The organism is Pseudomonas sp. Irchel s3h9 (assembly GCF_900187475.1).
Classification (GTDB): domain Bacteria; phylum Pseudomonadota; class Gammaproteobacteria; order Pseudomonadales; family Pseudomonadaceae; genus Aquipseudomonas; species Aquipseudomonas neuropathica.
This window is the reverse complement of record NZ_FYDH01000010.1, coordinates 252,489-272,468: the sequence shown is the minus strand read 5'-3', so window position 1 is coordinate 272,468 and position 19,980 is coordinate 252,489. Positions and strand designations below refer to the sequence as shown.

Below are 19,980 nucleotides of genomic sequence, written 5' to 3'. Positions count from 1 at the left end.
AAGTGCTCCCTGTTCGAATGTCATCCGTTACGCCCGAAGTCGCAGACGTTGCAGCCAGGACGAAGTGGCGCCCAAGGCGTCACGCAATTGTTGGGCAGTGATGGTGCGTTCTGCCGGGTTGAAGCTCAGCGCGGTTCGCAGCGCTGGCCAGCCGTGTTTCGGTAAGTTCGCCGGGGCTTGCAGTTCGCGCTCCAGGTGCTCATCGCGCGCCTGAGTCGAGGGCAAGCGGCGGAACGGGTGTTTGCCGCCCGCCAGTTCGTAGATCACGCAGGCCACGCCGTACACGTCCGCGCTGGCCGACAAAGGTTGGCCCTCAAGCAGTTCGGGGGCGGCGTAGCCCGGGGTCCAGGCGTTGAAGCGTTCGCGACTCAGATGCGGCAGGCCGGGCATCACACCCTCCTCTGCCTGACCGAGGCCGAAGTCAAAGAGGCGCAAGCCGTCTTCGCTGAGCATGACGTTGCTCGGTTTCATGTCACCGTGCAGCACGCCGCGACCGTGGGCGTAGGCCAGCGTGTCGAGCAGCGGCAGGACGATGTCGCGCAGTTCTTGCCACGGCAGGCCGAGGGGCCGCTCGCAGAGCAATTTGTCCAGGGTCAGGCCACGCATGTATTCCATGGTGATGAAGGCCCGCTGGCAGTCGGTGTCGACTTCAAAGGTGTGCGCACGCACGACGTTGTCGTGGCGCAGGCGTCGGGTCAGGGCGAACTCGCTGTAGAGCAAGGCACTGGCGTCCGGCGATTCGGCAAATTCTTCGCTGAGGATTTTCAGCGCAATGTAAGGGTCGGGATCGCCGAACTGTTCGTGCAGCAGATCCCGCGCCCGGTAAACGGCGCCCATGCCACCGGCCCCGAGCAGACGCTCGAGGTGGTAGCGACCGGCGAGTACATCCGGCAGTGCACCGATGCTGGCCTTGGTTGGCGCCAGCAAAGGCTCTGCCTTGTTTTCCTTGGCGAAGGCGAAGTAGGTCAGGTTGTTGGCCTGTTCTTCGCTCATCAGCAAGTCATCGACTGAGGATTCGATTTCAGTCATTGGCGGATCACCACGGCTGTCAGGTTGTCGCGCGCGGCACCACGCAGGGCGCCGTCGAACAAACGTTCCAGCGCCACGTGCGGCGCGCTGAGGCTGAGGGCGTTGCCGAGGGCATCGCTGCTCAGGCCCTGATACAAACCATCGCTGCAGAGCAAAAACGCATCGCCCGGATAGACCTCGAGTTCCAGTACATCCAGGGTCAGTGTTTCGGCCGCGCCAACAGCTCGGGTCAACGCCTGAGCCGCCGGGTGTGCCGCCGCTTGTTCGACGCTCATTTGCTGTTCGTCGATCAATTGCTGTTGCAGCGAATGGTCCTTGGACAGCTGATACAGCCGCTGTCCGCGCCACATGTAACAACGGCTGTCGCCGGCCCAGATGCAGGCCGCGCGATTGCCTTCCACCAGCAGCGCGACGACGGTGCTGCCCATGATGCTGTCGTGGCGTCCGGCGGTGACCGTCAACTCCTGCCCCAAGCGCCGGTTCAACCAGTGCAGGCACTGGCGAATGGCTTTGAGGCGTTCGTCGAAGTCCTCGTGTTGCGGCAGTTCAGCCAGGCTGGCGACGATCAACTGGCTGGCGATGTCGCCACCCTGATGACCGCCCATGCCGTCCGCGACCACCCACAGCCCCTGCTGCGGCGAGTCGAGGAAGGCATCTTCGTTGCGCGCCCGCACCTTGCCCGGGTCGGTACGCGCCGCGCTGCGCCAGGCACTGGCCACCAGCATCAGAGCTGCACCGGCATACGGAAGGTGCGCAGCACGCCCATGTCGAACGGGTTCGGCGTGCGCTGGCTGGTCAGCAGGTAGTTGGCGCGCAGGCCACCTACGTCGGCTTTCAGCACCAGCACGTCGCGACCGCTCAGGTACTCGGTCTGCATCAGGTCGAACAGACGGAACAGCGACCATGGACCGGAGTTCTTCTCGATGCCGATCGGACGCCCGGCCATTTTGTCCATGACCAGGCTGGTGCGACCGTCTTCAGCATCGGTCGGCCATTTGAACGACATTGGCAGGATCGGACCGTGGCGGTATTCCATGGTCTTGTCGCCGAACTTGAACTCGGAACGGCTGACGGCCGGGTCGAGGGTGTACGGCTCCAGTTTGAACTGCACGGTCGGCTCGGCCGGGTTGATCGAGAAGAAGCTCTGACGAATCGTCAGCGCCGCCGCCATCTGGTCCAGATACATTTTCGACACCGGCAGGCTGTGGCCGTCGACGCTGCGCATGCGGTAGTTGCCCGGATCGCCGCTGACGAACGGACGCAAGTAGCTGTCGAAGAAGCGGTCGACGGTACCTTGAGCCCGGAAGAACTCACGGAAATCGCTGATCGCTACGTCGCTGGTGCTGCTGGCGCTGAACGGATAACGCTTGCTGATGGTTTTGCCATACACGCTGTACAGCTCGTTCTGATAACGGCCGTTCAGGTATTGGTAAGCATCGTTAAGCACCAGACGCCACGAGTCTTCGGCCAGCACGTTGAACCACACGCTGAGCGGACGCGGCAGACGACCGGAGGCATTGCGCAGGTTGGTCAGCGCATCACGCTGGCCGCTCATGCGGGTTTTCGCCATTTCGAACGCGGCTTGTTCAGGTGTGCTGGAACGGGCCAGACCGGCGAGTTGCAGTTGCAGGTCGTTGAGCGCGCTCAGCGCAGGCGTCAGATCCGCCGCCGGGCCGTTGTTGTCATCGAGCAAACGATGCAGCGGTTCGAAGCGGCGTTGCAGCGACTTCTTCGCGGTGTCCGGCAGGGTCTTCGCCACGTTCAGGGCCGAAGCCTTGTCCGCGGCGGCGGCGGCAAGTTTGCCAACCTTACCCAGTTTGCCTTTCTGCCCAGCCAGCGCATCAGCAGCGTCGCCAGCTTCTTCGACAGGGTCTGCAGCGGCCTGGAAGCGGGTGTTCTCACGCACTTCAGTGAGCAATGCCAGCACCGGCGAGTTGGCCGAGGTCAGGCCCGCCAGTTGCTCGGCGCCTTCACCGGCATCGCTGATCGGCGGCAGGGCAACCTGGCCAACGGCTTCGCTCCAGTAGTTGGCGTAGTCGCGGAAGTACAGCTGCTCCAGCTCGACCATCAGGCGACGCAAGTCCATGTCGCTGATGCCCGCGCCTTCGCCCAGTACCCAGTTGTCACGCAGGATGTCGGTGACCAGCGCCGAACCCTGCACCGAGAAATACTGCTGATAACCGGTTTGCGTATAGAAACCCGGGATCACGTATTCGGTGCCGATAAACAGCGAGCCTTGTGGGCCGAGGTGTTGGCTGAAACGGTAGTCCGGCAGGTTGCGCGCCTGCTCGCGGAGCATGCGGTAAACCACCGTGGCCAGCGATTCGCTGCGCAATACCTGACGCGCCTGAGTGACCAATTGGTCGTTCAGCGGGTAGATAAACGGCTGCTTCAGCAGGCGATCGAGGTGCGCACTCAAACCGTTCTGTACGGCGGTGTTGCCGGTATAGCGCGTCGACCAGTCAGTAGCGACCCAGTCCTTGAGCCACGCGGCATCGCGACGATCCTTCATGTTCAACATCAGGTACGCGCGCAGGCTGTTGAGCAGGCGGTCGCGGTCCTTCATGTTGGCGCGGATCTGCCCTTCGAGCATGGTCGCCACCCGTGGCAGCAGTTGCTTTTCAAGCTCGCGCTCGTAAGCCTCTTTGACCACTGGATTGACGTCTTCACCTTGATACAGACCGCCGCGCTCGTGATACGACACGTCGCCTTTTTTCGGGAAGACCTGGGTCGCGGCGTAGCTGGTGTCGAGGGTTTTCAGCACGCCCATGGCGTCATCACGCGGCGAAAGTGCCGTGCGCTGCTGCGTCCAGTTCTGCGCCAGATTGCGCAGGTTTTCCAGGCGCTCGTAGTTGGCCGAGAAACCACCGGCCCAGAGCATGCCGAACAGCGCCAGCGAAGCGAGTGCGCCGACGTACAGCGCACGCTGGCCCCAATGGATGCGGCTGCGTTCGCGTTTGTCCAGACCGGCCAGATCGGCTTCGGGGAAAATCACTTGGCTGAACAAGTGATGGATGAAACGCGAACGGCCGCTGCGCAGGGTCGGCAGCACGCCGGCGCTCATGCCGAGACTGGCGCCGATGCCGGCGGTGGTGGCATCCATCTCTTGGGTCAGGTGCGGCGCGCTGGTCAGGTAGAAACCGCGCAGTTGCGTGGCACGCTGATAACGGTTGCCAGTGAACGCCATGTCGACGAACAGGCACAGGCGCTCGCCGATCTGCCCCAATTGATGCGGGAAGTCGAGGATGCGGCCACGGCGCTGGGTATCGCGCTCGGAGTGCATGCGCATGATCACTTGGCTGTTGAGGCGACGCAGCAGTTCTTCGAATTCGTTGCGCAGCACAGCGACATCGGTGCCGACCTGATCCTTGCGGAAACTGGTGCCGAGCACTTGATCGCTTTCTTCGCGAGTCAGTTGATCGAAGAACTCGTCGAAGCCGAGCAGCTTGTCAGCCTTGCTCAGGACCAGATACACCGGCACATCGACGTGCAGTTTCTGATGCACGTCCTGCAGGCGACCACGTACCTGGCGCGCCAGGGTATCGATGTCCTGTTCGCTGCCGCCGAGCAGGGTTTCCACCGGGATGGTCACCAGCACACCGTTCAACGGACGCCCGCGACGGCGCTTGCGCAGCAGTTCCAGCAAGGTGGTCCAGGCGCTGCCGTCGACTTCCGCGTCAGGCTGGGTCATGTAGCGCCCGGCGGTGTCGATCAGCACACCGTGGTCGGCGAAGTACCAGTCGCAATGACGAGTGCCGAGGGTGTCGCGGGTCAGCTTGCGGTCGATCTTGTTGATCGGGAATTCCAGACCGGAAAAGTCCAGCAGGCTGGTCTTGCCGGAAGCCTGCGGACCGATCAGCAGATACCACGGCAAGTCACTGCGCCAGCGCTCGCTGCGGCCGCGATACAGGCTCGAGGTCTTCAGGGTTTTCAGCGCGTCTTTGAAGCGCGCCTTCAACTCCTTCTGTTCTTCGTCGATCAGCTCTTCGCGACGAATGCGGTCCTGGCCGTCCTCGCTTTCTTCCTCGGCTTTCTTGCGGATACCCGCGCGCCAGCTGACGAAGACCATGGTCAGGCCCCAGATCAGGAATAGCACGGCAATGGTCAGCAAGCGCGCGGTCGCACTCTCCCAGAACTTGTAGTCATCAACCGCCAACAACGGGCCGACGAACCACACCAGCAGCGCCACGAACAGCACCAGCAGTAAGGTCCAGACCCAGGTCTGGCGCAGGAAGGCGCCGACTTTCTTGAAAAACTTTTTCATCACACGTCCCTGTTTACGGCTGCGACTGCGGTTGCACCGCAGCCGGATCAAGCGGCTGATAAGGTTGCAGAACGGTGTCGCGCTGCTCGCCCAAGACCCAGGCGAAGCCTGAATACATCACCACCAGACAGACGAAAGTGAACAACACCACCATCCACGCCGGCACGATGCGCACCAGGTTGCGACGCTGATCGTTCAAGCCTTCCCAGTGTGGCGACAACTCGCGCGGCACGTCGCCACGCAACTGACGGATCTGCCGATACAAGGCGTCACGGATGCCTTCAAGTTCGAGCATGCCGCGCGCTTGCACGCGGTACTTGCCTTCGAACCCGAGGGACAGGCACAGGTACATCAGCTCGAGCATCGGCAGATGCTTGACCGGGTTCTTCGACAGTCGATCGAGCAACTGGAAGAACTTCTCGCCACCGAAGGTTTCGTTGTGGAAGCTGCTCAGCAGACTCATCTGCGACCATTCGCTTTCGTTGCCCCACGGCGTGGTCACGACAGCTTCGTCGACCACGGTGCAGAGCACGTAACGCGCGGCCATCACCTGGCTGCTTTCGGCGCCGTTGTGCAGGGCGCGGACTTCAAACAATTTCAGCCCGGCAGTCAGACGCTCGTTGAGTGCGTACAAGTCTTCGCGGGTTTCGCTGTGCTTGAGGCGCACCACTTCCGAGAGCAGCTCGGACGAGGCCGCCACCAGCGAATTGAGGCTGATGTTGAACGCTTCGGCCGGGCGCAGGCGCGCGGCGTAGATCATGCGTTCTTCCAGTTGCTCGAAACGCGGCGGCGCGGCGAAGTCGGTCAGCGGACTCGATGCCGGTCCGTGGCCCTGACGATCGAGCAGGACAGTTTTGTCGTCCTGGTTGTAATCCGTTTCCTTGATCATGTCGGTCAGTTCCTGATGGCCCAGAATTTCAGTTCAAGCTCGGCGAATTCGCCGGACACATGGAACGCGAAACCGCCGGAGCGCTCGAGTTGTGCCAGGTCTTCGGAACTGAGTTCGAGGATGAAATAGGTTTTGTTCGAGTGGAACGCGATCTGCCGCGGGGCCACCGGCAACGGTTTGACCTTGATCCCCGGCAAGTGCAGGTTGACCAGTTGGCGGATACGCTCCACCGGGCCGACCTTGAGGTGCGCCGGCAAGCGGTGGCGCAGTTCTTCGGAGTCGCAGTTGGCACTGGCTGCCAGCACGAACGACGCCGAGCCGAGCAGTTTGTGGTCGTGCAACGGCGAGACGATGATGCCGTACTGACGCGCTTGCAGGATCAGTTCGATGGCGTGCTGTTCGAGCACCATCGACAGCACCTGACGAATCGCTTCCATCAGTTTGCGGAAGCTCCCACCCTGATCGGCGTGGGAGTAGCGGCTGTCCAGGCGCGGGCGTTTGCTCTCGCCGGAAAAGGTCGCCAGATCGCCGAGCATGGTCAGCAGCGTGCGGTACAACTCTTCCGGGTGCACTTGCTCCAGGCCGAGGTAGTGGCGCAGCAGCAGTTCGGTGCGGTTGATCAGTTGCAGCATCATGAAGTCACCGACCTCAGCACCGCCGACCTTGCCGTTGGAGCGAATCCGCTCGGCAATCGTGTCGCCACGGTGGTTGAGCATGCTGATGACTTCTTTCAGGCACGACAGCAGATAGCTGGAGGCGTGGGCCTGAATGTAGGTCGGCACGAAGTCCGGGTCGAGGCTGATCACGCCGTCCGGCGTGGTGTCGAGCACGTCGCAGATCTTCAGCTTGACGTAGGCCTGATCGCTCTGCTGCTCGCCGAGCAACAGTTTGAAGTCCGGGCGACCGCAGCTGACCTGGCTGGCGGAATCGTCGCCGGCGTTGGAGTCGGCCACTTCGGCGTCGTACGCGGTGTAACGCGCGAGCACGTCGGATTGCTCCGGACGGCGCGACTCGATGTGGTTACCGGTGACCAGCGGCAGCGCCAGGTAGATCGGTGTGTTGCCGGTGTTCGGCGGTACGTCCAGCGCCAGCGGCTCGGTGTTGCCACCGAGTTCGAACAGGCTGCCGTCCGGCAGAATCCCCGAGGCTTCACTGATCACCAGTTTGCCCATGTTGAGGAACTGCAAGTCGATCTCCAGATTGAGGAAACCCCAGGTGTAACCACCCAACAATTGGGTGCGGGTTTTCATCTGGTGATCGTAATAACGATCGTTGTGCTGGAAGTGCTGCGGCCGCAGCAGCATGCCTTCCTGCCAAATGACTTTATGGGTATTCATGATCAGTCATCCGCCTTGGCGAGCACTTGATTGGTGTTACGGATGCCGGTCTGGTCCAGAGTCAGATCGACTTCGGTGACTTCCAGCGGAGTGATCTGAACGGTGTGGCGCCATTGGGTGTCCGGCAAGTCGCGGTAAGCGGCGAGAACGCCAACATAAAGGCTGCCCTCTTCCACCTTGAGCTTCATCTCCACGGTTTCACCCGGGCGCAGTTCGAGCTCTTCGCTGGCCACCAGATCCGGGTTGAGGGATTCCTTGGCGCGTTCGTAAAGGCTGAAGAAATCAGCGTTCTCGAAGGTCACCGGGTGCTTGAGTTCGAACAGGCGCACGACGATCGGCGACGGCCGACCGTTGAGGTCCGGGTTGAGCTGATCGCTGCCGGTCAGCTTCAGGTTGATCTTGGTCACTTTCGAGTACGGCGACAGCGACGAGCAACCGGCGAGTAGCACCAGCACGGTGAGCGCAGTCAGCGTCTTGAAAAAAGCGGTCGAGCGGCGAGACATGCGCATCATCCTTGGTGGTCGGTGTGGAGGGTGGAGATCAGGCGGATCTGTTCTTCGTAGGCCTGGGCGAAGTCGCGGGCCAGCAGACGCTCGCTCCAGTCATCGTCCTGACGCAGCGCCTGGTGATAGCGGCCGAACGCTCTCCAGCGCCCGCCCGATGTCGCGATCAACGGCTTGTTGTCACGCTCGAAACGCAGGGTCAGTTGCTCCGGCGAGAAGTGCTCCAGGGTGCCGCGTACGGCGGCGCGGCTGGCGGTCAGCAGTGCGACTTGATGCGCCTGCAGATCGCGGAACGCGCGGGAAATCGCTTGCTCGGCCGGCAGATGGCCGGGCTTGCTTGGCTGCAACAGAATCTGCAGCGCTTCGCTCGGATCGACGGCGAATTTCAGCGGATTCTTGTTGGTGCCTTGCACGGTGGTCTGGGCCAGACGCAGTTCGTTTTTCAGCTCCGAACGGGTGCGCAGGCTCTGCTGCAAACCGCCGATGCTTTGGCGCAGCAAGCGCGCCGCGTTCAACGCCAGGGCTTCGCGTTCGTCGTGGCTGAGGCCTTTGACGTCGACACCCAGCGCCGCACCGAAATGATCCCAGAAACCTTCGCTTTGACGCTCAACGGCTTTCGGTGCCGGAGCGGGCTCAGGTTCGACGGGGGCTGCAATCAGCTCCGGCACCATCAGGCTTTCCATGTCGATGCGCGCGTAGTCGGCGCGTTGACGGGAATCCTCAGGCTTGGTGTTCGGCGCCAGCAGTTCGTCGATTTCCGAGTACACACGCTCTTGCTGTTCGAGAGCATTGAGCGGATCGAGATCCAGAAATGCGTCATCGGGAATGATGCTGCCGGCAGCGCGTGGACGGCCGACTTCACCGTCGAAGGTCGCCGGGTCACGCACCAGGCGCGCGCGAATCTCGAAGTCACCCAGTACGTAGGTGCTGCCGTGTTCGATGCGCACCGGTTCGCCTTTGTGCAGGCGTGCGCCGCTCTCGCCGTCCTGGACACCGTTGCTGCTGGTGTCGGTGAGGAAGAACGTGCCCTCGCGGTAACTGACAATCGCGTGGTGATTGGACAGGTGACGCTTGCGGTCAGGGATGATCCAGTCGCAGTCCTCGCCCCGCCCGATCACGCCGCCGGCCTGTTTAAAGGTCTTCTGGCACAACTCGGTGGGCACGAACTGCTTGGTGTTCAGCATTTCGAAAACCAATTCCATGTTTGATGCTCCTTGCGGTCACTTGCCGCGATTGACCGCTTGCGGATCACCCAACGGGCGATAGTCGTTGTCGTTGAATTTGTAATTGCCGCTACAGCCGCCAAGGCCGCATAGAACGACGAGGGTCAGCAGGACAGCGTGCCAGTGACGAACAGACATCAGAGGGTCTCCAGGTGTAGACAAAGCACAAAGCGCCGACCCTTGCGGGCGGCGCTGAAATTGGTTTTTGTGGGGATTTCGATGAAGTTTTGCCTACCCATCGAAATCTCCCAGATTGATGTTCAAACGGCCGAGCCGATACAGCAGCGTGCGTCGCGGCAAGCCCAGTTCACGGGCGGCGAGGGTCTGGTTGCCGTCGTTTTTGCGCAGGCAATCGAGCAATAACGTGCGTTCGACCTGCTCCAGACGTTCGCGCAAATTCAAGTGGCTGTTGTCTTCCGGCATCGGCTCCATGCGCAGGGAGAAATGCTCGGCGAGCAACTCGCCGCCTTCGCACAACAGCACCGCACGTTCGACCAATGCCTTGAGTTCACGCACGTTGCCGGGGAAGTTGTAGCCGGACAGGTGTTCCAGCGCCGCACTCGACCAGCGCACCGGATCGCGTTGCAAATACGTGCAGGTCTTCTCGGCGAAGTGCTGGGCCAGTTCGAGGATGTCGCCTTCACGCTGACGCAGCGCCGGCAGCTCGATCGGGAATTGCGCGAGGCGGTAGTACAAGTCCTCGCGGAATTTGCCTTCGCTGACCAGCGTCGACAGATCGCGGTGCGTTGCGGCGATGATGCGTACATCGATTTTGTGCGTGTCGTTGGAGCCCAGCGGACGGATCTCGCCTTCCTGCAACACGCGCAAGATCTTCGCCTGCAACGACAACGGCATGTCGCCGATCTCGTCGAGCAACAACGTGCCGCCATTGGCCGCATCGAACAGGCCGGCGCGGTCGCGATCGGCACCGGTGAACGCGCCTTTGCGATAGCCGAACAGCTCGCTTTCCAGCAGATTTTCCGGAACCGCCGCGCAGTTCTGCACGATAAACGCCTGGGAACGGCGCGGGCCGCAATCGTGAATCGCCCGCGCAACGACTTCCTTGCCGGTGCCGGTTTCGCCGCGCAACAACACGGTGTACGGGCTGTGCAGGACTTTGCTGATCAGCGAATGGGTCTGACGCATCGCCGCGCTTTTGCCGATCAAACCATAACCACTGATGCTCGGCACGCTGCGCGCCACTGTTGCCGATTCCGCCAGTGGCTGGCGCAGACGTTGCAGCAAATGCAACTGGCCAAGCACGAACGAGCCGAGCTGGCCGAGGGAATCGGCGAAGCCTTGCAGGTTGGTACGACGACGGCTGGCGCACAACAGCAAACCTTCAACAGCTTTGTGCTGATTGACCAGTGGCACGCACAACAGCGACTGCCAAGGCGAGGTCGCCGCTGGCAGGAAACTGGTTTCGTGCAGGCTGCCGCTCAAGTCGTCGAGGCACACCACGCGGTTCTGGCACAGGGCGAATTGCAGCAGTTGCTCACCGTTGTAATCCGCCGGCAGGCTCGCCGCTTCACGCGGTTGCAAGGCGCCGTCGAGGTATTCGGCATTCATCCCCAGGCACGTGTGGGTGGCGTCGAGCAGATACAGCTGCGTCAATTCGCAACCGCTCAACTCGGCCAACCCACGCACGAAGTCACCCAGCAACGCAGCACCGTCCGCCGCCCGCGACAGACTGGCGAACTGCGCCAGCAACGCTTCGGCATAGACCAGTGGCTGCGGCACCTGAGTGAACATCACACCCACCTCAGGCGAACTCGCACGTCACGCTGGACTCGCCGTCGAGCGTGGCATGCACACGCTTGAGGCTTTCACCGGTAGCCATGGCATCGAGCAAGCGGTCAGCCACCAGCGGCAGCACGTGCTGATCGAGCAGATGGTCGATCAGACGCGCACCGCTTTCGCTTTGCGTGCAACGCTCGGACAGGTGATCGACGAGGTTCTGGCACCAGCTGAAATCCAGCTGACGACGGTTGAGGCGCTCGCCGAGACGACCGAGTTTGATCTCGATCAGCTCGCGCAATACCGGGCCGCCGACCGGGTAGTACGGCACCACTTTCATCCGCGCCAGCAGCGCCGGTTTGAAGTGTTTGCTGAGTACCGGGCGAATGGTTTCTTCGAGGACTTCAGCGGTCGGGCGTGCGCCGTTTTCGCAGAGGTCGCTGATCTTGTCGCTACCGAGGTTCGAGGTCATCAGGATCAACGTATTGCGGAAGTCGATCTCGCGACCCTCGCCGTCGTTGGCCACGCCTTTGTCGAAGATTTGGTAGAACAGGTTGAGCACGTCCGGGTCAGCCTTTTCGACTTCATCGAGCAACACCACCGAGTACGGTTTCTGGCGTACGGCTTCGGTGAGCATGCCGCCCTCGCCGTAACCGACGTAGCCTGGTGGTGCGCCGATCAGACGGGAGACGGTGTGCTTCTCCTGGAACTCGGACATGTTGATGGTGGTGATGAAACGATCACCGCCGTACAGCAAGTCAGCCAGGGCCAGCGCGGTTTCGGTTTTACCGACGCCGCTCGGGCCGACCAGCAGGAACACACCGACCGGCGCGTCAGGCTTGTTCAGACCGGCAGCGGTGGCGCGCATCGAGCGATCCAGTGCGTGCACGGCCTGTTCCTGACCACGGATGCGCGTGCGCAGGTCAGTGGCGAAACTGGCGACTTTGGCGTTGTGCTCACGGGCCAGTTGCGCCAATGGCACGCCGGTCCAGGCGCTGATCACTTCGGCGACCAGACGCGGGCAGACTTCGAAGCTGACCAGACGCTCTTTGACTTGGGCGGCGGTCAGGGCGCTGTGGGTTTCGTTGAGCTGGGCTTCCAGCGCTTCGACGCTTTGGCCTTCTTCAACCTCAGCGGAGACGGTTTCGATCACGGTGCCTTCGGCGTCTTCTTCAACGGTGACCACTGGCTCGACCGCAGCAGCTTCGCGGGCCTTGGCCAGTTGCTGACGCAGTTCCAGCAGGCGCTCGGCCAGTTGCTTCTGTTCAGTCCACAGGGTTTCCAGCGCGACCATTTCAGTTTCGGCTTCGTCGAGACGCGCTTCCAATGCATCCAGCGCTTCGTGGTCGATCAGCAGACCGGCTTCGGCATCGCGGCGCAGGGCCTGACGCTGGCGGCCACCTTCAGCCAGTTCGCCACGCAGGCGCTCAAGGCTTTCCGGGGCGGCGGCGAGGCTGATGCGTACGCGGGCGCAAGCGGTGTCGAGCACATCGACAGCTTTGTCCGGCAGCTGCCGACCGGCCAGATAACGTGCGGACAATTCAGCCGCCGAAACCACCGCGTCATCGCGCAGGTAAATGCCGTGGCTCTTCTCGTAAACCTGGGCCAGACCACGAAGGATGGTCACCGCTTCACTGACGGTCGGTTCGTGCAGTTGCACCGGTTGGAAACGACGGGCCAGCGCCGGGTCTTTCTCGAAGTATTTCTTGTACTCGGCCCAAGTGGTCGCAGCGATGGTGCGCAGTTCGCCACGGGCCAGTGCCGGTTTCAGCAGGTTGGCCGCATCGGAACCGCCGGCATTGCCGCCCGCGCCGATCAGGGTATGAGCTTCGTCGATAAACAGAATGATCGGTTTCGGCGAGGCTTTGACTTCGTCGATCACGCCTTTAAGACGACGTTCGAACTCACCTTTGACGCTGGCGCCAGCCTGCAGCAGGCCCATGTCCAGCGACAGCAGTTCTACGCCTTTGAGCACTTGCGGCACTTCACCGGCGGCAATGCGCGAAGCCAATCCTTCGACGATGGCGGTCTTGCCGACACCGGCCTCACCGACGACGATCGGGTTGTTCTTGCGGCGACGGGCGAGGATGTCGACCATCTGGCGAATCGCGCCGTCACGGCACAGCACCGGGTCGAGTTTGCCGTCGCGGGCCTGTTGGGTCAGGTTGTGGGTGAAGCGCTGCAGCAGCGATTCGCCCTGCGCCGCTGGTTTGCCGTTGGCCGCCGGTTGCTCCTGTTGCGACAGGGCAAATTCCTTCAGGCGATCGATGTTCAGCTTGGCGAGCAGCGGCTGATAACGGCTGCCGGCGTAGCGCATCGGATTGCGCAGCAGCGCGAGGATCAGCGCCGCGTCTTCGACCTGGGTCTGGCCCAGTTCGAGGTTGGCTACCAGCAGCGCGTCTTGCAGCCACTGCACCAGTTCCGGGGCGAACACCGGGTTACGCGAAGCGCTGTGTTCGACGCGCGATTGCAGCGCGGCGCTGAGTTCACCGGCGTCGACGTCGGCATCCTGCAGTGCGCGCGACAGCAAACCGTTCGGACGCTCGAGCAGGCCGAGCATCAAGTCTTCGACGAGGATCTTGCTGCCGCCACGGGCCACGCAACGCTCGGCAGAACGTTCCAGATCACGACGGGTTTCGGCGTCCAGCGCCTGGATGAGTTGTTGCAGGTCTACGTTGATCATGGCTCACGTCCTTAATGAATTTTGCTGCCCAGGGTCACCACGCCGTCCGCTTTCTCGCGGCCCAGCCAACTGGTCCAACCGAGGCGACAGGCGTTCTGCTCACCGATGCGCAGTTCGCGGATTTCTTCCTGGCGCAGGACCAGGCGAATGTCGTAATCGAGCGGGTCACGCAGGGTGAACCGCACCAGCGCGCAGAGCGGCTGGTAACCGAAACCGATCGGCAGGAATTCATGGAATCGCTGCCAGTCGAGTTCGGTGATGTGAATGCGGAATTTGCCGCTGCGGTCGCGCACGTGTTCGCCGAGCACCAGGTCTTCACCGAGCATGCTGTTGGCACGACCCAAACGATTGCGCTGCTCTTCGAGAATTTCTACGCGGCGCTCGATGCACTGCTCGATGACCAGGTCTTCGTGCTTGAAGTAGTAACGCAGTACGGCTTCGATCAGCGCCGCCGAGTGCGCCCGCAAGCTGAGCAGGCCGAGGTACGGCAGCAGGCGTTTCCAGTTGAGTTCCTTGGCCTTGCGGATCTCGTCGCCGCCCAGACCGATCAGGGCGAATAGCTGCGAGGAGAACGGGTCAATCGCGCCGCTCTGGAAGCTTGCGCGGTAACGATATTTGCGCCAGATCGGCAGCATCAGCCGTTGCAGGCGATGGTGAAAGAGGTCGAGGAAATTGCGCGTCGGGTTGCCGTCCTCGCTGTCGCCCAGGGCTTGTTCGCCATAGAACGCCGGCAGCGGCGAGCCGGAACCGACCAGGCCGATCAGGTTGAAACGCATGCGCGCGCGCATCTGCCCGTGCTCTTCGAAAAACTCGACGCGATCGACGTCGCTGCGCGGAAAGCCCAGGCTCGGGTTGGCCTGGAACTCCACGTGGTCGTACAGATCGTCTTCGCTCAGGTACGGGTGTGCTTCGCGCAGCCGGTCGATCACCAGCAGCACGGCCTGAAACAGCGAGTACTCGCGTATTACCTTGGTCAGCCCGCTTAAAGCAGGGGCTGCAGGCCCATACGTGGTGTCCATTGGTACACCTCTCCCTGTGTGCTTTTTACGCGCAGCTCATGGAATGAATTGAGACTGGCGTAAAGCGCGAAAAACTCGTTAAGAACCGAAGCGAAGACGAACAGGTCGCCTTCGCCGATGTACCCTTCCGGGTCGATGGTCAGTTCGGTGCGCAAACCGCGCACCGGCAACCCACGGTGCAAGCGGTCGACGTGGTGATGCTTGATGTGCTTGAGGCCGCCGAGCAAGCGTTTGCTGACCTTCTCCGCGTGCTGGTCGTAGTAGCGCGGCAAGTCGTAGGTTTCGAGAATCACCTTCAACGCATTGACGTCGGCCAGCGACAGATAGTTAAGCGACATGTTGCTGATCAGTTTCCACAGGAAGTCACGGTTCAGCGGTGGCGCGAAGCTGGAAGTGGCCGGGGTAATGTTGCGGAAGCTCAAGAACTCCGGCGTCTCTTCACTGGCCATGCAGATGTCGCCGAGCTTGAGCTTGCGCGGCAGGTTCTGGTTGGTGCACATCAGCTCGATCGACAGGGTTTCGTGGGCTTCGGTATGGCGAATACCGAAGCTCAGGTAGGTGTCGAGGCCGTCGTGCAGCAAGGACGAACGCTGGCGGATGCTGTAATGCGGACGGCTGTTGGGCACGTCGAAACTCGGGTCGTGCTCGAAGGATTCGAACGGCACGTACTCCTGATAACCGAGGCCGCCGGGCTTCCAGCCGGTCACGGTTTCCACCGAGAACACACCGCAGTTTTCCAGATCGTATTCCGCCGGCAGCAACAGGTATTCATCCTGCTTGCCGTCGAGGCGAATCGGCAGTGCGTCGTGGGCGAACAGGTTGGCAATCGGCGTGCAGAACAGCTTCACGTTATCAAGCGTCGGGCGCATGCGCATGATGCCGCTCTTGCGGATATCGAAGCGCAGTTCGAGGCCACGCATCTGCTTGAGGGTGTCTTCCGGCAGCGCGTTGATGATGTCCAGGCCGTTGACGTCGACGAACAGGAACTTGTCCTGGAAGGCGAAGTATTCCTGCAGGTAGCGATAGCCACGGAAGGTGTTCAGCGGATACGGGATCAACGCTTCTTCTTCGGCAAAGCCCACCGGTTTGACCCGATCACCGGGAATCTTGAACGCCATCGGCTTGCCGCTGACGCCATCGATCGGTTTGCCGGCACCGTCGAGCGGGATCAGTTCGATACCTTCGAGGTTGCGCAGCAGGCTCAGGTAGAGCATCTGACTGATATAGCGCTCACCGGCAAAGTGCAGACGCAGTTTGCTCAGTTCCAACTCACCGAGGTGGCCGTCGGCGCTCATTTCCAGGCGCAGGCTGAGCAGCGAGCCGTCGCCCTTCACCGAGTAATTCAGCGCGGCCAGATCCAGCGGCAACACTTCGGTCGGGTAGCAGGTGCGGAAGCGGCAACGCACGTCTTCGATCGGCTTGCTTTCAATCGGCGTATCACGCTCGACGCGCAACGCCGGCCCGGAACGCTTGAGCGGATCGAACTGCAAAATGCTGAACGCCGGAAGCGGGCGCATATAGTTCGGCCACAGCAGCTGCATCAGCGAATGGCTGAGTTCCGGCAGCTCGTCATCGAGCTTCTGGCGCAGACGCCCGGTCAGAAACGCAAAGCCTTCGAGCAACCGCTCCACATCCGGATCCCGCCCTGCCTGGCCCAGATACGGCGCCAACGCCGGACTACGCTCGGCGAAACGGCGACCGAGTTGGCGCAGTGCGGTGAGTTCGCTTTGGTAGTAGTGGTTAAATGACACGGGTTACCTGCCTGGTAGTGGAACTCATCAAAAAAATATCCTGTAGAGCGCGACCGTCACGCCGGCACAGACGTAACCGCCAATCAGGAGAAACGGCACAATCGAGATCCAGCCGTACGCCATGTAGGCATCACTGAGCTGACCGACGGCCAGACTGAGCAAGCCATACAGCATCCATGGCACGGCATAGAACGGGATGAACTTCACCGGCGCCCACCAAACCATCCGCAATGCCTGCTGCTCGTTGCGGCTCTGCGCCGATCGGGACATCCATAGAGAAAAACCCAAAAGCCCGGGAATTCCCCACCACAACAGGTACTGCCAATAAATCCCGGACGACTCGGGTGTTGAATACTCGCCATTCCACAGGTCATAGGAACTGATCGCCAACACCGCCAGCAATGGCCACCATAAGGCCGCCATGAAGAAGCTCAGTTGCGTGCGACTGAGCATAAGCATCTCGCTTGATGAGTCGGTCATCTGCGAACCTCCACAGCGTGATCCATGCACCATGTGCGGACATCGCGCTTGTCGAAGCCTGCGCACCCATTGTCTTTTGCGATCACGCGATATGAATGTTCAGGGACGTACGCAAAAAAGTAATAGTTGCCCCTGTCCTCACCGTAGAGCCAGTAAGACGAAGAGCCTTGATTGATTTCGTAAGGTTCGAATGTCCAGATGGACGACTGCGCAGGGATAAAATTTTCGCGGTCCATCAGCAACATAAAAGCGTTGGAAAGCGCGTGCGCAGCAAAATAGAGCATGCAGGCGAACGCTCCCACCACGAGTAGCAAGCGCTGCAGCCAAATCATTGCGAAGCGACCTGAGTCGGTCATGCGTCCGTCTCCTGCCCCGGGGTCGCTGGCACATATTTATTCATCGCTGCGCAACTCCCTGTTTTTGCGCCGTGATCGCGACACCCGTATAGACATAGAGCTCTTCACCGCCGTAGCCACCAATTGCCGCAGCGCTGAGTGGATGGCTGTCCCTGGTGCCATATCGAACCCAGCCTTCAGTCCACATCCCTCCACTTTCGTGACGAATTTCCACGTAATAGTCCGGCGCTTCGTGCTTAGTAATCTCGACGAATACCCCCCCATCCTCGGCGCCAATCCACAACGCGTGGGGATGAGCGAACAGCTTTGGTTCGGTCGAGCTTTCCATCCGCAGCAGCAGCGTCAAGCCGACCAAAATCGCCAGCAAACCAACCGAGCTGAGAAAAGCCACAAGACATTGCCAGGCTCTGTGTTTCATTGAGCCGACCCGAACATGTGCTTCATGGACAGAACGCCCCGCTATCGACTATCCATGAACGAACAACGCCACTCAGGTGTTTCTTAGTCATCAGCTCGACCCTGGCGAATTGCCGATAATCACCGTCCCGGAACCTGCCGTGACCTTGTTTCCGTGAATACCAACCGAACCCACGGTCGCGGCCGGTTTGCCATTGATCAAAACCGTGGTCGCCAGATCGCCGACCATCGCACCACCACACGCCGAGGCATCGCCTTGGCGGGCGGCCGCGAGGCCGTCGAAGAACACGTCGCCGGAACCGGCGGCGATCGGGTTGGTACCGTGGCCTGGAAGTGGGCAAGCGGTAGGGTCGGATACGCGTGCTGCTGGTTTGCCAGACATCGGGGATCTCCTTAGGTGACCTTCACTTGTCCGCTGCCATCCAGGCGCGCGGAAAAACTGACCTGACGCTTGAACCCTTCAACTTCCAGCAGGCCTTCGATGCTGAAGGCGAGGCGAAGTTGATCGTGGTCACGCGGCAGGGAAATGACACGCACGTTGCTCAGGCGCGGCTCGTAGGCTTCGATGAAATTCTCGATGGCCAGACGGGCCTGACTCAGGGAGTCGTGCAGGCTCAGACGCATGTCATTGAGATCGGGCAACCCGTAGTCGGCCAGCGTTTGCACGCTGCCGGCCCGGGTGCTGAGCATTTTGGCCAGATGGGCAGCCACTGACGCCATGGCACAAGCCTCAAGGCTGTTGCCCTTGCGTAGTTGCGCGTCGCCGTTAAGGCGTTCGAACAGGCTGCCGTATCCGTCCATGAGTCGCTCTTACTCTTTGTCCAGCTTGCCAACCAGCGACAGGGTGAAATCGGCACCCATGTACTTGAAGTGCGGACGCACGTTCAAGCTCACGCGGTACCAGCCCGGCTCGCCTTCAACGTCGCTGACGATCACTTGCGCAGCGCGCAGCGGACGACGGCCACGCACTTCGGCGCTCGGGTTTTCCTGGTCGGCAACGTACTGACGGATCCACTTGTTCAGTTCCAGCTCGAGGTCGGTACGCTCTTTCCACGAACCGAGTTGCTCGCGCTGCAGCACTTTCAAGTAGTGAGCCAGACGGTTGACGATCATCATGTACGGCAGTTGGGTGCCGAGCTTGTAGTTCAGCTCTGCGGCCTTGCCTTCTGCGCTGATGCCGAAGAACTTCGGCTTCTGCACTGAGCTTGCGGAGAAGAACGCCGCGTTGTCGGAGCCTTTACGCATGGTCAGGGAGATGAAGCCTTCCTCGGCCAGTTCGTATTCACGACGGTCGGAAACCAGAACCTCAGTAGGGATCTTGGTTTCGATTTCGCCCATGCTTTCGAAATGGTGCAACGGCAGGTCTTCAACCGCGCCACCGCTCTGCGGGCCGATGATGTTCGGGCACCAGCGGAATTTGGCGAAGCTGTCGGTCAGCTTGGTGCCGAACGCGTAAGCCGTGTTGCCCCACAGGTAGTGCTCGTGGCTGTTGGCAACGGTTTCCTTGTACACGAACGATTTGACCGGGTTTTCTTCCGGATCGTACGGGTTACGCAGCAGGAAACGCGGCACGGTCAGACCAACATAGCGGGAGTCTTCCGAAGTACGGAAGCTCTGCCATTTGGCGAATTGCGGGCCTTCGAAGTGGTCTTTCAGATCTTTCAGATCCGGCAGGCCGGTGAAGCTTTCCAGACCGAAGAATTTCGGGCCGGCGGCAGCGATGAACGGCGCGTGCGACATGCACGAAACGCTGGCCACGTACTGCATCAGCTTGACGTCTGGCGAGCTTGGCGACATGTAGTAGTTAGCGATGATCGCGCCCACAGGCTGACCACCGAACTGGCCGTATTCAGCAGTGTAGATGTGCTTGTACAGGCCCGACTGCATGACTTCCGGCGAGTCTTCGAAATCGTCCAGCAGGTCTTCTTTCGAGACGTTGAGGATTTCGATTTTGATGTTTTCGCGGAAGTTGGTGCGGTCGACCAGCAACTGCAGGCCACGCCACGACGACTCCAGAGCCTGGAAGTCCGGGTGGTGCAGGATCTCGTCCATCTGACGGCTGAGCTTGGCATCGATCTCGGCGATCATGCGGTCAACCATGGCCTTCTTGACCGGCTCACCGTTGTTCTGCGGCTTGAGCAGTTCTTCGATGAAGGCCGACACACCGCGCTTGGCGATGTCGTAGGCTTCGTCGTCCGGAGTCAGACGGGTTTCGGCGATGATGCTGTCGAGAATGCTGTATTCGCCGCTGGCGGCGCTCTTCTCTTGTGCTGCGCTAGTGCTCATTGTGTT

The 19,980-nt window shown here is 61.1% G+C and carries 17 protein-coding genes and 1 pseudogene; all 18 read right to left on the bottom strand.

The window, feature by feature from the left end:
- Positions 1 to 27: 27 nt before the first annotated feature.
- The 18 genes and pseudogenes from CKW26_RS18700 to tssC all read right to left on the bottom strand — a co-directional run bounded on the left by CKW26_RS18700 (position 28) and on the right by tssC (position 19,974).
- Complete coding sequence (locus CKW26_RS18700) at positions 28 to 1,029, bottom strand: serine/threonine-protein kinase (protein WP_095049661.1); 1,002 nt, start codon at positions 1,027 to 1,029, stop codon at positions 28 to 30.
- On the bottom strand, positions 1,026 to 1,754 hold the full coding sequence (locus CKW26_RS18695; protein WP_007920303.1) for a PP2C family serine/threonine-protein phosphatase: 729 nt from the start codon (positions 1,752 to 1,754) through the stop codon (positions 1,026 to 1,028). The genes CKW26_RS18700 and CKW26_RS18695 overlap by 4 nt, the downstream gene beginning before the upstream one ends.
- Entirely contained in the window at positions 1,754 to 5,293 is a 3,540-nt protein-coding gene (gene tssM, locus CKW26_RS18690) for a type VI secretion system membrane subunit TssM (RefSeq protein ID WP_095049660.1), read from the bottom strand. The genes CKW26_RS18695 and tssM overlap by 1 nt, the downstream gene beginning before the upstream one ends.
- Positions 5,294 to 5,306: 13 nt before the next feature.
- Positions 5,307 to 6,182 (bottom strand): type IVB secretion system protein IcmH/DotU, encoded by an 876-nt coding sequence (gene icmH, locus CKW26_RS18685; RefSeq protein ID WP_016985783.1) that lies wholly within the window; start codon positions 6,180 to 6,182, stop codon positions 5,307 to 5,309.
- A 5-nt stretch (positions 6,183 to 6,187) separates the two neighbouring features.
- Positions 6,188 to 7,519, bottom strand: a complete 1,332-nt coding sequence (gene tssK, locus CKW26_RS18680; RefSeq protein ID WP_007920300.1) for a type VI secretion system baseplate subunit TssK — start codon at positions 7,517 to 7,519, stop codon at positions 6,188 to 6,190.
- Between the two features lie 2 nt (positions 7,520 to 7,521).
- A complete protein-coding gene (gene tssJ / locus CKW26_RS18675; RefSeq protein ID WP_007920299.1) occupies positions 7,522 to 8,022 on the bottom strand; it encodes a type VI secretion system lipoprotein TssJ in 501 nt (166 codons plus the stop codon).
- Positions 8,023 to 8,027: 5 nt separating this feature from the next.
- Positions 8,028 to 9,224, bottom strand: a complete 1,197-nt coding sequence (gene tagH, locus CKW26_RS18670) for a type VI secretion system-associated FHA domain protein TagH (protein ID WP_034152083.1) — start codon at positions 9,222 to 9,224, stop codon at positions 8,028 to 8,030.
- Positions 9,225 to 9,242: 18 nt separating this feature from the next.
- A complete protein-coding gene (locus tag CKW26_RS18665) occupies positions 9,243 to 9,383 on the bottom strand; it encodes a hypothetical protein (protein ID WP_003229566.1) in 141 nt (46 codons plus the stop codon).
- A gap of 93 nt (positions 9,384 to 9,476) precedes the next feature.
- The gene (locus CKW26_RS18660) at positions 9,477 to 10,997 is read right to left on the bottom strand and encodes a sigma-54-dependent Fis family transcriptional regulator (protein WP_095049659.1); all 1,521 of its coding nucleotides are present in this window, start codon (positions 10,995 to 10,997) and stop codon (positions 9,477 to 9,479) included.
- A 10-nt stretch (positions 10,998 to 11,007) separates the two neighbouring features.
- A complete protein-coding gene (tssH, locus tag CKW26_RS18655) occupies positions 11,008 to 13,665 on the bottom strand; it encodes a type VI secretion system ATPase TssH (RefSeq protein ID WP_095049658.1) in 2,658 nt (885 codons plus the stop codon).
- 11 nt (positions 13,666 to 13,676) lie between these two features.
- Positions 13,677 to 14,684 (bottom strand): type VI secretion system baseplate subunit TssG, encoded by a 1,008-nt coding sequence (tssG, locus tag CKW26_RS18650; RefSeq protein ID WP_095049657.1) that lies wholly within the window; start codon positions 14,682 to 14,684, stop codon positions 13,677 to 13,679.
- Entirely contained in the window at positions 14,648 to 16,435 is a 1,788-nt protein-coding gene (gene tssF, locus CKW26_RS18645) for a type VI secretion system baseplate subunit TssF (RefSeq protein ID WP_016985778.1), read from the bottom strand. Before tssF ends, tssG begins: the two co-directional genes overlap by 37 nt.
- Positions 16,436 to 16,462: 27 nt before the next feature.
- Entirely contained in the window at positions 16,463 to 16,915 is a 453-nt protein-coding gene (locus CKW26_RS18640) for a hypothetical protein (RefSeq protein ID WP_095049656.1), read from the bottom strand.
- Positions 16,912 to 17,271 (bottom strand): hypothetical protein, encoded by a 360-nt coding sequence (locus CKW26_RS18635; RefSeq protein ID WP_095049655.1) that lies wholly within the window; start codon positions 17,269 to 17,271, stop codon positions 16,912 to 16,914. Before CKW26_RS18635 ends, CKW26_RS18640 begins: the two co-directional genes overlap by 4 nt.
- Before the next feature lie 40 nt (positions 17,272 to 17,311).
- Positions 17,312 to 17,689 carry a hypothetical protein gene (locus tag CKW26_RS18630; protein ID WP_095049654.1) on the bottom strand — a complete coding sequence of 126 codons (378 nt, stop codon included), beginning with the start codon at positions 17,687 to 17,689 and terminating at the stop codon, positions 17,312 to 17,314.
- Positions 17,690 to 17,794: 105 nt separating this feature from the next.
- Positions 17,795 to 18,070, bottom strand: a pseudogene (locus CKW26_RS18625) (PAAR domain-containing protein); the annotation flags it as partial.
- Between the two features lie 11 nt (positions 18,071 to 18,081).
- Positions 18,082 to 18,489, bottom strand: coding sequence for a type VI secretion system baseplate subunit TssE (gene tssE / locus CKW26_RS18620; RefSeq protein ID WP_007920274.1), 408 nt, complete (start codon positions 18,487 to 18,489; stop codon positions 18,082 to 18,084).
- 9 nt (positions 18,490 to 18,498) lie between these two features.
- Complete coding sequence (tssC, locus tag CKW26_RS18615; protein ID WP_016772499.1) at positions 18,499 to 19,974, bottom strand: type VI secretion system contractile sheath large subunit; 1,476 nt, start codon at positions 19,972 to 19,974, stop codon at positions 18,499 to 18,501.
- Positions 19,975 to 19,980: the final 6 nt, after the last annotated feature.

Excerpts from the sequence above, each read along its gene's own strand:
- CKW26_RS18700 (WP_095049661.1), bottom strand. The coding sequence starts at position 1,029 with ATGACTGAAATCGAATCCTCAGTCGATGACTTGCTGATGAGCGAAGAA.
- CKW26_RS18695 (WP_007920303.1), bottom strand. The coding sequence starts at position 1,754 with ATGCTGGTGGCCAGTGCCTGGCGCAGCGCGGCGCGTACCGACCCGGGC.
- tssM (WP_095049660.1), bottom strand. The coding sequence starts at position 5,293 with ATGAAAAAGTTTTTCAAGAAAGTCGGCGCCTTCCTGCGCCAGACCTGG.
- icmH (WP_016985783.1), bottom strand. The coding sequence starts at position 6,182 with ATGATCAAGGAAACGGATTACAACCAGGACGACAAAACTGTCCTGCTC.
- tssK (WP_007920300.1), bottom strand. The coding sequence starts at position 7,519 with ATGAATACCCATAAAGTCATTTGGCAGGAAGGCATGCTGCTGCGGCCG.
- tssJ (WP_007920299.1), bottom strand. The coding sequence starts at position 8,022 with ATGTCTCGCCGCTCGACCGCTTTTTTCAAGACGCTGACTGCGCTCACC.
- tagH (WP_034152083.1), bottom strand. The coding sequence starts at position 9,224 with ATGGAATTGGTTTTCGAAATGCTGAACACCAAGCAGTTCGTGCCCACC.
- CKW26_RS18665 (WP_003229566.1), bottom strand. The coding sequence starts at position 9,383 with ATGTCTGTTCGTCACTGGCACGCTGTCCTGCTGACCCTCGTCGTTCTA.
- CKW26_RS18660 (WP_095049659.1), bottom strand. The coding sequence starts at position 10,997 with ATGTTCACTCAGGTGCCGCAGCCACTGGTCTATGCCGAAGCGTTGCTG.
- tssH (WP_095049658.1), bottom strand. The coding sequence starts at position 13,665 with ATGATCAACGTAGACCTGCAACAACTCATCCAGGCGCTGGACGCCGAA.
- tssG (WP_095049657.1), bottom strand. The coding sequence starts at position 14,684 with ATGGACACCACGTATGGGCCTGCAGCCCCTGCTTTAAGCGGGCTGACC.
- CKW26_RS18640 (WP_095049656.1), bottom strand. The coding sequence starts at position 16,915 with ATGACCGACTCATCAAGCGAGATGCTTATGCTCAGTCGCACGCAACTG.
- CKW26_RS18635 (WP_095049655.1), bottom strand. The coding sequence starts at position 17,271 with ATGACCGACTCAGGTCGCTTCGCAATGATTTGGCTGCAGCGCTTGCTA.
- CKW26_RS18630 (WP_095049654.1), bottom strand. The coding sequence starts at position 17,689 with ATGAAACACAGAGCCTGGCAATGTCTTGTGGCTTTTCTCAGCTCGGTT.
- tssE (WP_007920274.1), bottom strand. The coding sequence starts at position 18,489 with ATGGACGGATACGGCAGCCTGTTCGAACGCCTTAACGGCGACGCGCAA.
- tssC (WP_016772499.1), bottom strand. The coding sequence starts at position 19,974 with ATGAGCACTAGCGCAGCACAAGAGAAGAGCGCCGCCAGCGGCGAATAC.